Here is a 12,392-nt window from a genome sequence, read left to right as displayed (position 1 = left end):
GCCGCGGCCCCAGCTAAACAGCCCGTCAGGCGCTCAGTCCAAGACCATGATGGTGAACGGATCGATAGGAAACTGCCTATGATTGCTGCCCATGGACCTGCTGGGGCACCTCCGCCACTTCCGCGCCGTCGCCGAGGAACGGCACTTCGGCCGCGCCGCCGAGCTCCTGCGGATCGCCCAGCCCTCGCTGTCCCAGCGGATCCAGCGCCTCGAGCGCGAACTCGGCGTGACGCTGTTCGACCGGGGTCCGCGCGGGGTCGAGCTCACCCCGGCGGGCCGGCTGCTGCTCGCGGAGGCGGAGGAGGTGCTGGAGAGCTCCGCCCGGCTGCTCGCCGTCGCCGCCGACCTGCGCAGCGGCCGGGCGGGCACGCTGCGTGCGGCGGTGCCGCCCGAGCTCGGGCCGGCCGCCCTGGCCGCGCTGCTCACCGGGTTCGAGAGCGCCTCCCCGGGCACCCGGCTCGAACTGCGGGAACTGCCGGTCGCGGCCGTCGCGCGCGAACTCGCGCAGCACACGGTGGACGTCGCCGTCGTCCGTCACCCCTGCCCGGCCGAAGGGCTGGCCTTCGGGCCGGTCCTGCACCAGCCGCTCGGCGTCCTGGTCGCGGCCGGGAGTCCGTACGCCGACCGCGCCGAGCTGGCGGTGGCCGAGCTGACCGGCCGACGCCTGGTGCTGTTCCCCCGTGCCACGGCCCCGGCGCTGTACGACGAGGTGCTCACCACCCTGTCCCGGCACGGCTGCACCCCGGAGGCCGTCGTCGAGCCGCCGGGGCCGGACGTCGCCGGGGCGCTCGTGCTCACCGGCAGCGCCGTCGCCCTGGTGCCGCGCACCGCGCCGCCACCGGGTACGGTGTGGCGTCCGCTGACCGGCACCCCGCTGGCCTGGCGCACCTCCACGGCCTGGCCGTCCGGGCACGGCGGGCCCGCCGTGCGGCTGTTCGCCGAGGCCGCCCACGTGGCGCTGACCGGAGCCGGCGGCCTCCTGCCCCAGCCTCCCACCCGTCCGCTCTACCCCCGGCCCGCAATGGAGTACCCGCTGTGACCAGCGACCGCGCACCCGGCGACCGCGCACCCGGCGACCGTAGGAGAACCGAGCGCCCGAGTGCCGACCGCACGGCCGGTACGCGTACCGCGCGCGCCCGCATCGCCGCCGCCTTCGCCGACGCCGGCGTGAGCGGCCTGTTGCACGCGCGCGACCTCGACACCGGCGCCGAGATCGCCCTGGGCGCCGACACGGCCGTCAGCACCGCGAGCGTCCACAAGCTGTGCCTCCTGGTCACGCTGTTCCGCGAGGCCGCCGAGGGCCGGATCGACCTCACCCGCCGGGTGGACGTCCCCGCCGCCGGCCGCACCCCGGGACGGACGGGCCTCGCGGCCATGCTCGACGCCGCCCGCCTGTCCCTGCGCGACCTCGCCTACCTGACCGTCGCCGTCAGCGACAACGCCGCCGCCGACGTGCTGTGGGCCGAGGTCGGCCTCGACACCGTCAACCGCACCATGGCCGATCTGGGCCTGACCCGCACGGTGGCCGTCCACACGCTCGGTGAGCTGACCGCCGCCCTCGTCGAGGACACCGGCGACGGTTCCCCGGTGGACCCGGCGGTGGTCGCCCGGCTCAGGGTCCTCGACCCCGCCTTCACCAACCACAGCACCGCGCGCGACATGACGACCCTCCTCGCCGCCCTGTGGCACGGCGACGCCTGCCCCGGCGACCACGGCGCCGCCCTGCGGCGCCTCCTCGGCCTCCAGGTCTGGCCCCACCGCCTCGCCTCCGGCTTCCCCTTCGACGACGTCCGCGTGCACGGCAAGACCGGCACCCTCCCGACGCTGCGCCACGAGGTCGGCGTCGTCGAGTACCCCGACGGCGGCCGCTACGCCCTCGCCGTCTTCACGCGCGCCGCCGCCACCACCATCACCCTCCCCGCCGCCGACGCCGCGATCGGTACCACCGCCCGCCTGGCCGTCGACGCGCTGAGGGCGAGGGCGTGACGCGGGGCGCGCGGCTTTCACCTCGATGACGGTTCCGCGAGGGCAGGGTGTCGTCAGGGTTTCCCGCCACCGCCGGGCCGGACCGACGCCGCGGACCACCCGATCGCACGGGCCGCCGTCAGGGCCGCCGTCACGCTGCCCGCGACGTCGGTGACCGGGTAGAGGACCTCGCGGACGGTGCGGGTCCGGTCCACGACCAGGGTGAGGCGCTTCAGGCGGGTGGTGCCCGCGGCGCGGACGGTGGGGAGGCGGAGGGCGCCGGTGAGGTCGAGGGCGAGGTCGGAGAGCAGGGGGAACGTCAGGCCCTCGGCCTCGGCGAACGCGCGCTGCTCGTCCGGGCGTTGGGTGGAGATGCCGCGCACGGCCGCGCCGGCGGCGGTGAAGTCGGCGAGGTGGTCGCGGTAGGTCCGTGACTCCAGGGTGCAGCCGGGCGCGCCCGGCACCGTCGACCAGCCGGGCGGGTAGGACTCGGCGCGGACGAAGGCGCCGGGGAAGCAGTACAGGACGGTGGTGGAGTCCGGGGCGACGGGATCGAGTGCTTGGCCGTCGGCGCCCGGGAGCAGCAGTTCGGGGATCCGGGTGCCGCGCAGCGCGTGGACGCGCTCCGCCTCCCGGGAGTGCTCGGCGGCGGTGGCCGTCGGCGTGCCGTCGCCCAGGACCCAGCTGTCGCCCCAGTCCTGGAGGGCGACGAGGACGGGCAGCAGCGCGCGCCCGCGCGGGGTGAGCCGGTACTCGTGGCGTGGCGGGCGGTCCTGGTACTGCTCGCGGGCGAGCACGCCGGAGTCGACCAGCAGGCGCAGGCGTTCGGCGAGCACCTTGCGGGAGAGGCCGAGCTCCTGCTGGAGCTGCTCGAAGCGGTGCAGACCGCGGGCCGCGTCGCGGACGATCAGCAGCGTCCAGGCGTCCCCGACCACGTCGAGGGCCTGGGCGATCGCGCAGGTGTCGTCCGCCGGGCCGCCGCGCCGGACCATCCTGGTCTCCTTCCGGGGGTGGGTACGGCGTTGACCTTAGCCCCGTCAGCCTGACATAGTCCGTTCCCAGAAGGAACTTACATGAACGGACTACGGGGGTGGCCGGGTGGCCGAGCGGAACGGGATCGGCGGCGGCGCGCGGAACGGGGGCGCGCTGCGCGCGCTGCCGAGGACGGTCTGGCTGCTGGCGGCCGGCGGCTTCGCCAACATGGTGGTGTCCTTCACCTTCGTCTACCTCTTCGTCTACCTGACCGGCCCGCGCGGGCTGAGCACGGCGGCCGCCGGCACCATCGCCGGGGCCGGCGGACTCGGCCTGGTGGCGGGCAACTTCACCGGCGGCTGGTTCGGGGACCGCTTCGGCCACCGCCGCACGCTGCTCACCGGCTCCGCCGTCTCCGGCGCCGGCCTGCTCGCCCTGCCGGTGCTGCCGACCTCCGCGCTGCTCGTGCTGCTGCCCGTCTTCCAGTACGCCGCCGGCACCGTGCGCGCCTCCAACTCGGCGCTCGTGGCGGTGGCCGTGCCGCCCGGCGACCGCCGGCAGGGCTTCGCCGTGATGCGCTTCGCGGGCAACGCGGGCTTCACCATCGGGCCGGTGCTCGGCGCGTTCATCGCGACCCACTGGTCGTACGAGTGGCTGTTCCGCATCGACGGGCTCGGGTCCCTGCTGTTCGCCGCGTACGCCGCCAGGGTGCTGACCGCCGACGGGCCGCGCAACGGTCGGACCGTCATCCGCGGCGGCCTGTGGGCGGCGCTGCGGGAGCGGCCGGCGGTGCTGGTGCTGCTGCCCGCGATCGTCGTCGTGGACACCGTCTACCGGCAGCAGTACTCGGTCCTGCCGGTGTTCCTCGCCGACCACGGCATCGGCACCGGCGTGTACGGCGTGGTGCTGGCGATCAACGGCGGCCTGATCCTCGCGCTGGAGGTGGTCGTCACCATGGCGCTGCGCGACCGGGCGCCGCTGCGGATCATCGGCACCGGCCTGCTGCTGGTCGGCGCCGGCTTCGCGGCCCTGGTCGCGGGCGCGTCGGTCCTCACCACCGTGGTGATGATGGTCGTGGTCACCGCGGGCGAGATCCTCTACAAGACCCCGGCGACGGCCTTCGTCGCGGACGCCGCGCCGCCCGAGTACCAGGGCCGCTTCCAGAGCCTCTACGCCGGGGCCTCCACCAGCGGAACCGTCCTCGCGCCTCCGCTGGGCGGCGCCCTCTACCAGTCCGCCCCGGGTCTGCTCTGGCCCGTCTGCGCCTGCCTGGCGGTCCTCGCCGGCCTGGCCGTCTTCGCGGCGGGCCCGCTGACCGTGTCGCGCAGCCCGGAGAAGGCCTCCCCGGTCCCGGAGGCGCTCGCGGGCTGAGGAGTCCGTTGTTGCTGCGCACCCCCCGGCCTGATCGGCCCGGGGACGGCGGCAAGGACACGGATATGACGATTGCGACGCGTCAGGTGGGTGCGGGAGGCGGACGAATCGACCTGATCATATCCGGCTCGGGAATTCCGGAACCTCTTGCGGCGAAGGCATGGTCACGCCATGTGAATGTCTGATCGGCTGCTGATCACTCAATGTTCCAGCAGAGAGGTAACGCGACGGTCCAGCGGTCCATGACCTGCGCCGGGCGTGCTCCGGTGCTAGTTTTTGGTTCGTGCAGAATGGATTATCGGCAGTCGGGAAAAGGCGAATGCCGGGGCATCGCCGGGAATTCCAGAGCGCAGCCGGAAGGCGTGCCCCATGAGAACGCGTCGAGGACGGGCGCTCGCGGTCACGGCGGCCGCCGGGGGCGGCCTGCTGGGCACCGTCGTCCTCCCGGCGGCAGCGGCTCCGGCGTACCCGGTCGAGTACCACTTCGCGGTCGGATACCCGGCGGGCTTCCTCACCCCCGACGTCAGCCCGCCCGGTGCGAACGACTGGTCGTGCCGGCCGAGTGCCGCCCATCCGGAGCCGGTCGTCCTCGTCCACGGCACCGCCGAGAACATGAACGACAACTGGCGCGGCGCGGCCCCGCTGCTCGCCGACTCCGGGTACTGCGTCTACGCGTTCGATTACGGCGGCGCCGCGGGTGCGCCGATGCAGGGCCTCGGGCCGATCGAGGACTCCGCCCGGCAGCTGTCCGCGTTCGTCGACACGGTCCTCGCGTCCACGCGGGCGGCCAAGGTCGATCTCGTCGGGCACTCCCAAGGCGGCGGCGTGCTGCCGCGCTACTACCTGAAGAACGACGGCGGCGCCGCGAAGGTGGCCAAGCTCGTCGGCATCACCCCCAGCAACGAGGGCACGACGTTGGACGGTCTCAGCGCGCTGGCGCTGGAGTTGCGCCTCGTGAAGCGGGCGAACGCGGTGCTCGACACCGCCTGCCCGGCCTGTGTCGAGCAGGAGGCCGGGTCGCCGTTCATCGCCGCGCTCGACGCGGGCGGCGCGACCCTCCCGGGCGTCGAGTACACCGTCATCGCGTCGAGGTTCGACGAGGTCATCACCCCGTACACCAACTCCTACCTGCCGCCCGGGCCGCACGTCACGAACCTCACCGTCCAGGACCAGTGCGTGGCCGACGCCACCGACCACCTGGAAGGCCCGTACGACCCGATCGCGCTGGCCGACGTCCGCAACGCGCTCGACCCGGCGCATCCCGTTCCCGTGCCGTGCAAGCCGGTGCTGCCCGTCCTCGGCCCGCTGCTCTGAGGCCGGCTGCACCGGGGCCCGCAGCTCTGGAGCAGCCCGTCCTGCCGGCGCGCCGCCGGTAGCGGCGACGCGCCAGGAGGGCGGGCGCTACGTCAGCTGTGCTTCCACGTCACCGAGAAGGCGTTGCCCCCGCTGAGCCCGGAGGTCGTGGCCTTCGTGGTGCCGCCCGAGGCCATCGTGATGCTCGACGCGCCGGCCGAGCCGAGACTCTGGCCGTTGGCGGTCGCCCCGGTGAAGCCGACGGTGCCGAAGTTCGACAGCGGCAGGACGCCGGTGGAGCTGGACGGCGCCTCCGCGATGACCTCGGCGGAGGCCAGGGCGGCGCTGCGCAGGGTCTTGTTGACGCTGCGCTTCCAGCCCTGGGTGGTGTCGGAGAGCGTGAGCGTGAACGACCCGGAACCGTTGGTGGTGACGCTCGCGGTGAAGTGGTCGCCGGGCCGCACGGAGTTGGAGAAGTTCACCGGGTACGCCGGGTACATCTCGTACCAGGACGAGTACACCGGCGAGCCGCCCGAGCAGTCCGCCTCGGTGCCGAGCTGTTCGACCGAGTTGCTGCCGTCGCCGTCGATCCCGACCCAGAAGCTGGACCAGGTGTCGGTGCCGGAGCAGGAGACGGACGGCTGGACCCAACTGGCGCTGACGCTGGTGAACTTGCCGCCGGTCGCGGCGTAACCGGCCCAGTTGCTGCTGGTGCTGCGCAGTACGCCGCCGCCGTGGTGGCCGAGCGGGGCGTGGACGATGGTGGGGGCGGTGGTGGCGAGGGCCGGCGCCGCGCCGCCGAGGACGGTCAGCAGGGCGGCGGAGGAGGCGACGAGGGCGCGTCGGGGCGTGCGTCGACGGGCTATGGACATGGCTACTCCTGTGTGAGGGAGTGGAGTTGACCAAGCGTCGACAACGGTAACGCCGCGCGTCGGCGGTGAAGAGTTACCGGGCGATAACGAATTGCAGGGGGTTCCTGGGAGATCCCTGGGTGCTCCACGCCCGGACTGAGTGCCCCACCCGGGCACGTCATGATCGGGAGTCATGCGCGATCACGCCAGCAGCGATCATGTGTGATCGATTTCGGGCGCTTTCTGGCATGGATGGTTTGACGGTGGGCGCAGGAGGCAGGATCGCGGGCGGGTTCGGGTGTCATGGCCTGGCCACCTGTCGGTGACTGCGTGGGGGTGCCCGCTTGAGTGTGCACGACGACTTCGACAACGACCTCGACGACCACGACGGGACCGACGAACTCGATGACCTCGAGGGGCTGGACGAGCTCGCCGACTTCGACGAGTTCCTCCGGGTCTGCGCCGGACTGACCGGCTTCGACGAACCGGAGCTGCGGGCCACCGGCATGGCGCACGAGCACCACCGGACCGTGCTGGCGCACCGGGTGCGCGACGAGCACGCGCTCGTCCACCTCTGGTACGTCGGGGCCTGGCCGGGGGAGTCGCCCGGTTCCGCGCGGGCGTACGACGGGGCGCTGGTGTGGCGGACGTTCCACGCCGACCCGCCCGGCGCCGCCGCGCCGGGGCACGGGAGTTGGGGCGACGCGCCCCGGGGAGGCGAGGAGCTGTGAGCGTACGCTGGGACGCCGTCGTCGTGGGGGCGGGCATCGCGGGTTCGCTGGTCGCCCAGCGGCTGGGGGCGCAAGGCTGGCGCGTGCTCGTGCTCGAAGCCGGTCGCACCGTCCCCGGCGCCGCCGAGACCGCAGCCGCCTACCGCGCCGCCGGCGGCGGCCCGCCCACCTCGCCGTACCCGCACAACCCCGACGCGCCCTCACCCGACGTCGGCGACCTCGCCGGTCCCGGCGGCCACCTCGTCCAGCACGGCCCGCTGCCCTACGCCAGCGGCTACCTGCGCGCCAACGGCGGCACCGGGCTGCTCTGGACCGGCCTCACCCCGCGCATGCACCCCGAGGACTTCCGCACCGCCGACCTCGGGCACGGCCGCAACTGGCCGATCGGCTACGACGACCTGGAGCCCCACTACCGCGACGCCGAACGCGAACTCGGCGTCGCGGCCGACGCGCACGACCAGCGCACCGCCGTCGGACTGCCCCTGCCCGACGGCTACGAGTTCCCGATGCGCGCCCTCCCGCCCTCCTACCTCGACCGTCGACTCGCCCGCGACCTCGACGGCCGCACCGTCCGTGACCCGGCCGTGCGCGCGCCGGCCCGCGTCGCCGTCACCGCGACCCCGCACGCCCGCAACGGCCGGCCCACCCGGCCCGGCGAGGCCACCGGCCCGCTCTGCGCCGGCAGCGCCAGTTGCGTCCCGGCCTGCCCGACCGGTGCCAAGTACACGCCGCGGCGCACCCAGGCCGGTTGGTCCGCGAGCGTCGAACTGCGCACGGAGGCCGTCGTCAGCCGCGTCCTCGCCGACCCGGTGACCGGCCGCGCCACCGGCCTGGAGTACCTGACGTACGGCGGCGAGGCACACCGCGTGGACGCGGGCCTCGTCGTCCTCGCCGCGCACGCGATCGAGAACGCCCGGCTGCTGCTCCTCTCCGGGCTCGCCAACCGCAGCGACCAGGTCGGGCGCAACCTCATGGACCACCCCGCGCTGCTCACCTGGGGCCTGATGCCGGGCCCGGTCGGGCCCTACCGGGGGCCGGGCTCCACGAGCGGCCTCGAGGCCTTCCGCTTCGGCGCCGGACGGGAGCGGCGAGCGCCGTTCCGCATCGAGATCGGCAACTGGGGCTGGTCCTGGGCCGGAGGGGACCCGCAGTCCGAGGCGCGCGCCGCGCTGGCCGCGGGACTGCGCGGCAAGGAGCTGCGCGAACGCCTCGGCGACCGACTGGGCCGGCAGTTCTCGCTCCAGTTCGAGCTCGAGCAGCCCGCCGACCCGGCCAACCGCGTCACCCTCGACCCCGACCGGCGCGACCCGCTCGGCCTGCCGAGCCCGGCGATCCGCTACGACCTCACCGCGTACGTCCGCGACGGCATGGCCTCCGCCCGGGCCGTCTCCGACCAGCTGTTCGCGCTGCTCGGCGCGGAGGACCACACCGCCTACCCGGCCGGATCGCAGTGGCCCGGCCGGGTCGAGCACGAGGGAGCCGTGTACGGCTACCGGGGTGCGGGCCACGCCGGTGGCACCCACGTCATGGGCGACACCCCCGGCACGTCCGTGGTCGACCAGTGGCAGCGCAGCTGGGACCACCCCAACCTGTACGCCGTCGGCTGCGGCTCGATGCCCTCCCTCGGCACCTCCAACCCGACGCTCAGCATGGCCGCGCTCGCGCTGCGCAGCGCGGAGCGGATGCACCTCGACCTGCTGGAGCTGCGCCGCCCGCTCGCCGTCGGTGCCTCAAGTGCGGCCACCCCGCCGTCCAGCGCCAACCGCCCCGCCCCGAACCCGGAGACGCCATGACCGGCCTTCCGCTCCCGCCCGTGCCGGAGCCGTACTACCTCCCCTTCCACTACGGCGCCCTGCACAACATCGGCGTCGACTTCCTGATCGCGCCCGAGCGCGCGCGCGAGCTGCTGCGCAAGCGCCATCCGGGGCTCGTGCCGGCGCTGTTCGACGGGCGGGCCTGCGTGTCGGTCAACTACCAGCTGTACTTCGCGCAGTACCCGGGCGGCGGCGGGATGACCCAGGAGGTGGAGATCAACCTCGTCGCCCACCCGGAGTTCGCCGAGGAGCGGCTGCCCGAGCTGACCTACGGGCAGTACGCCCGGGGTTACGACCAGACCAAACTGCTCGGCATCGCGCGGCTGCACGTGCTGTGCGACAACCCGCTCGCCATCGACGCCGGGCGTCTCCTCTACGCCGAGCCGAAGCGGGCGGGCTGGTTCGAGACGCTGATGCCCTCCCTCAACGCGCCCTCGGTGCAGGAGCGTTGGTCCGTCTCCTGCCGCCGGGGCAGCATCGACGAGGGCGGTCTCCAGCGCCACGAGGAGGAACTGCTGTCGCTGGAGGCGGACTTGACCGGCCTCGCGGCCGAGCCGGTCACCAACACGCCGATCACCGGGTACGGCACCGACGACGAGGGGCGGTTGCTCGCCGGGCCGCTCAACGTCTACCAGCCCTACCGCTTCCACGCCCTGGACGACCGTTCGGCCGACCGCGTCCGCCTCGACGTGGGCAACCCGGCCGAGGAGCCCGCCCGCGACCTCGCCCACCTCGTCGCCGACGCGCCGGCCGCGGGCGTGTGGACCTACCAGTCCCCGCCGGTCGCCGCCCACAACCGGCCGTACTACATCCGCTGACCGGCCCCGGTGCGGCCGGGCGGACCGGTTCCTCCGCACCTGCCGGTCAGCTCCAGGCCCGGGGCGGCAGGACGCGGTGCCACCCCGGCGCCGGCCCGGCACTCAGCCCCGCAGCGCCGACGCAGTCTGCTCCGGGCCGGTCTGCGCCGGGTCGCGGGGTGCCGGCGCCTCTCCCGGGCCGCGGGACCAGCGGGTCGCCAGGACCGTGCCGACCACCAACTGGAGCTGGTGGTAGAGCATCAGTGGCAGCACCATCAGCCCGGCCTCCGCGCCGAACAGCACGGTGGCCATCGGGAGGCCGTTGGCCAGGCTCTTCTGCGAGCCGCACAGCATCGCCGCGACGACGGCCGGGCGGCCGAGCCCCAGGGCCCGCGCGCCGAGCCGGGCGGCGGCCAGCGAGGCGGCGAGCAGGGCGAGCAGCACCCCCGCGAGGCCGAGCAGGGCGCCGGGCGTGGCGAGGCGCCAGATGCCCTGGGCCGTCGCCGCGCTGAAGGCCGTGTAGACGACGAGCAGGATCGAGCCGCGGTCGACCGGCGTCAGCAGCCGTTTGTGCCGTCCGAGGAAGCCGCCGATCCACTGCCGCAGCACCTGCCCGAGCACGAAGGGCGCGAGCAACTGGGCCGCGATGCGCAGCAGTCCGTCGGCCGAGAGCGCGGCGTGCGAGCCCAGCAGCCAGGCGGCGAGCAGCGGGGTCAGCACCAGTCCGGCCAGGCTGGAGTACGTGCCCGCACAGATCGCCGCCGGGACGTCGCCCCCGGCCGCTCCGGTGAGCGCGACCGAGGACTGGACCGTCGACGGGACCAGGCACAGGAACAGCACGCCGGTGCGCAGTTGATCGGTGAGGGGGGCGGGGGTCAGCAGGGCCGTGGCCAGCCCGAGCAGCGGGAACAGGACGAAGGTGCAGGCGAGCACGAGCCCGTGCAGCCGCACGTGGCGCAGCCCGGCCAGGGTCTCGCGGGTGGACAGCCGCGCGCCGTACAGGAAGAACAGCAGCGCCACCGCGACGTCGCAGGCCACCGCGGCCGCGCGGGCGGCGCTGCCGGTCGCAGGGAAGAGGGCGGCCAGCCCGACGGTGCCGGCCAGCGCCGCCATGTACGGATCCACGCCGCGCCGCCGCAGCCACTGCAGGCTCATCGATCACCTCCCTTCGTCCCGGGCCCGGACGCTCCCAGCAGCGCGCCCGCCCCGCCGACCACCGCCCCGCCGACCACCGACCCGGCGCCGTCGTGGTCGCTGCCGGCCGAGCCGCCGCCCTGCTGGACGTTGGCGGTGCGGTCGACCTCCAGCCAGGAGTCGGCGTTCGAGTTGTCGATGACGGTGATCAGTCCGCCCGCCGCCGCGGGCGGTGCACCGCCCGCGAGCAGCGCACACGCCCCGGCGAGTCCGGCGGCGCCGGTCCGCCACCGGGCGTGTGCCCGGTGACGGACCGGACCGGGTGACCCGAGCGTCACGCCGTGACCTCCACGAGCCCCCGGGAGCGGGCGATGTTCCGCTCCAACAACTCGGTGGACTCCCGCACACCCACCGGCTGGCCGTTCGCCGGGGCGGCCGGGAGCCGGCCGTCACTGACCTTCAGCCCGGCGAGCGCCTCGTCCATCGCCCGGTGCGCGGCGAAGAGGCAGGGCGTGCTGTAGATCGCGACGTCCACCCCGAGGTCGCCGAGCTCCGACAGCGACAGCCGGGGCGACTTGCCGCCCGCGATCTGGTTGAACAGCAGCGGCTTGTCGCCGACGACACGGCGGATCCGCCGGATCCACTCCTCGCTGCGCACCCCGTCGACCAGGACGACGTCGGCGTCCGTCTCGGCCAGGGCGCGGGCGCGGCGCAGGATGTCCTGCTCCTCGGTGGCGTCGGTGCGGGCGACGACCACGAGGTCGGTGCGGTTCTCCAGGACGAGGTTCAGCTTCTCCAGGTACTCGTCGAGCGGCAGGACGAGCTTGCCGTCCGCGTGGCCGCAGCGGCGCGGGCGCTTCTGGTCCTCGAGGATCACGCCGGAGGCGCCGGTGCGTTCGAGCCGGCGCACGACGTGGCAGGCGACCTCGGGATCGACGTAGCCGTCGTCGATGTCGACCAGGAGGTGGTGGTGCGGGAAGGCGCCACGCAGTCGTTCGACGAAGGAGAGCATGTCCGGCCAGGCGATGAAGCCGATGTCGGGCAGGCCGTAGTAGGAGGCGGCGAAACCGAATCCGGAGACGAACATTCCGTCGTAGTGTTCGGCCGCGATGGACGCCGAGTACATGTCGTACACCCCGATGGGCGGCGTGGTTCCCGTCCGCGCGATGTCCTCGCGCAGGCGCTGACCGTATCCGCCCGCCGTGCTTCCGTGGAACAAGGCCTTCTCCTCACCCGCGATCAACTCGCGATCCACTCGTGTTTCACGTGATTCACCCGCGATGACTTTGCCTGGACTTGGCGTTTCCTAGACCAAGTCGAGGTGGCATCACTATGTGCTCTTTAATGTTCCTTGGGCAAATCTTTTAGGGTGATTCACCCGTGTGGGTGATGCGAAATCGGCCATTACGGCAATGGGGCGCCACCACGTGGGCACGCGCGAACGGGGCCGGACGCCGCCCGGCG

General features: G+C 73.9%; 12 protein-coding genes. 7 read left to right on the top strand and 5 right to left on the bottom strand.

Annotated elements, in window-relative coordinates:
- Window positions 1-91: 91 nt before the first annotated feature.
- A complete protein-coding gene (locus PUR71_RS12325; protein ID WP_329926980.1) occupies window positions 92-1,039 on the top strand; it encodes a LysR family transcriptional regulator in 948 nt (315 codons plus the stop codon).
- 101 nt (window positions 1,040-1,140) lie between these two features.
- Window positions 1,141-1,986, top strand: a complete 846-nt coding sequence (locus tag PUR71_RS12320) for a serine hydrolase (RefSeq protein ID WP_329927173.1) — start codon at window positions 1,141-1,143, stop codon at window positions 1,984-1,986.
- Window positions 1,987-2,039: 53 nt separating this feature from the next.
- On the opposite strand, the gene PUR71_RS12315 is transcribed toward PUR71_RS12320, so the two are convergent.
- Entirely contained in the window at window positions 2,040-2,957 is a 918-nt protein-coding gene (locus PUR71_RS12315) for a winged helix-turn-helix transcriptional regulator (RefSeq protein ID WP_329926979.1), read from the bottom strand.
- A 208-nt stretch (window positions 2,958-3,165) separates the two neighbouring features.
- Here PUR71_RS12315 and PUR71_RS12310 point away from each other — a divergent pair, with 208 nt between their 5' ends.
- Window positions 3,166-4,308: an MFS transporter gene (locus PUR71_RS12310; RefSeq protein ID WP_329927172.1), complete on the top strand. Its 1,143-nt coding sequence runs from the start codon at window positions 3,166-3,168 to the stop codon at window positions 4,306-4,308.
- 369 nt (window positions 4,309-4,677) lie between these two features.
- Window positions 4,678-5,622 carry an esterase/lipase family protein gene (locus PUR71_RS12305; RefSeq protein ID WP_329926978.1) on the top strand — a complete coding sequence of 315 codons (945 nt, stop codon included), beginning with the start codon at window positions 4,678-4,680 and terminating at the stop codon, window positions 5,620-5,622.
- A 92-nt stretch (window positions 5,623-5,714) separates the two neighbouring features.
- On the opposite strand, the gene PUR71_RS12300 is transcribed toward PUR71_RS12305, so the two are convergent.
- Window positions 5,715-6,473, bottom strand: coding sequence for a G1 family glutamic endopeptidase (locus tag PUR71_RS12300; RefSeq protein WP_329926977.1), 759 nt, complete (start codon window positions 6,471-6,473; stop codon window positions 5,715-5,717).
- A gap of 323 nt (window positions 6,474-6,796) precedes the next feature.
- Here PUR71_RS12300 and PUR71_RS12295 point away from each other — a divergent pair, with 323 nt between their 5' ends.
- From PUR71_RS12295 to PUR71_RS12285, 3 genes are read left to right on the top strand one after another with little or no spacing between them, the layout of a single operon-like run.
- Window positions 6,797-7,183: a hypothetical protein gene (locus PUR71_RS12295; RefSeq protein ID WP_329926976.1), complete on the top strand. Its 387-nt coding sequence runs from the start codon at window positions 6,797-6,799 to the stop codon at window positions 7,181-7,183.
- A complete protein-coding gene (locus PUR71_RS12290; protein ID WP_329926975.1) occupies window positions 7,180-8,976 on the top strand; it encodes a GMC family oxidoreductase in 1,797 nt (598 codons plus the stop codon). The genes PUR71_RS12295 and PUR71_RS12290 overlap by 4 nt, the downstream gene beginning before the upstream one ends.
- Window positions 8,973-9,815, top strand: coding sequence for a hypothetical protein (locus PUR71_RS12285; protein WP_329926974.1), 843 nt, complete (start codon window positions 8,973-8,975; stop codon window positions 9,813-9,815). Before PUR71_RS12290 ends, PUR71_RS12285 begins: the two co-directional genes overlap by 4 nt.
- 102 nt (window positions 9,816-9,917) lie before the next feature.
- Here PUR71_RS12285 and PUR71_RS12280 read toward each other — a convergent pair whose 3' ends face one another.
- The 3 genes from PUR71_RS12280 to PUR71_RS12270 are packed head-to-tail and all read right to left on the bottom strand — an operon-like array spanning window position 9,918 to window position 12,147.
- Complete coding sequence (locus PUR71_RS12280) at window positions 9,918-10,949, bottom strand: bile acid:sodium symporter family protein (protein ID WP_329926973.1); 1,032 nt, start codon at window positions 10,947-10,949, stop codon at window positions 9,918-9,920.
- Window positions 10,946-11,266: a hypothetical protein gene (locus tag PUR71_RS12275; RefSeq protein WP_329926972.1), complete on the bottom strand. Its 321-nt coding sequence runs from the start codon at window positions 11,264-11,266 to the stop codon at window positions 10,946-10,948. Before PUR71_RS12275 ends, PUR71_RS12280 begins: the two co-directional genes overlap by 4 nt.
- Complete coding sequence (locus PUR71_RS12270) at window positions 11,263-12,147, bottom strand: isocitrate lyase/PEP mutase family protein (protein ID WP_443077430.1); 885 nt, start codon at window positions 12,145-12,147, stop codon at window positions 11,263-11,265. The genes PUR71_RS12275 and PUR71_RS12270 overlap by 4 nt, the downstream gene beginning before the upstream one ends.
- Window positions 12,148-12,392 lie beyond the last annotated feature (245 nt).

Source organism: Streptomyces sp. SP17BM10 (genome assembly GCF_036322405.1).
In the GTDB taxonomy this organism is placed as follows: Bacteria; Actinomycetota; Actinomycetes; order Streptomycetales; family Streptomycetaceae; genus Kitasatospora.
Note: the sequence above shows the minus strand (reverse complement) of the source record. Positions and strands in the feature narration are given on the sequence as shown.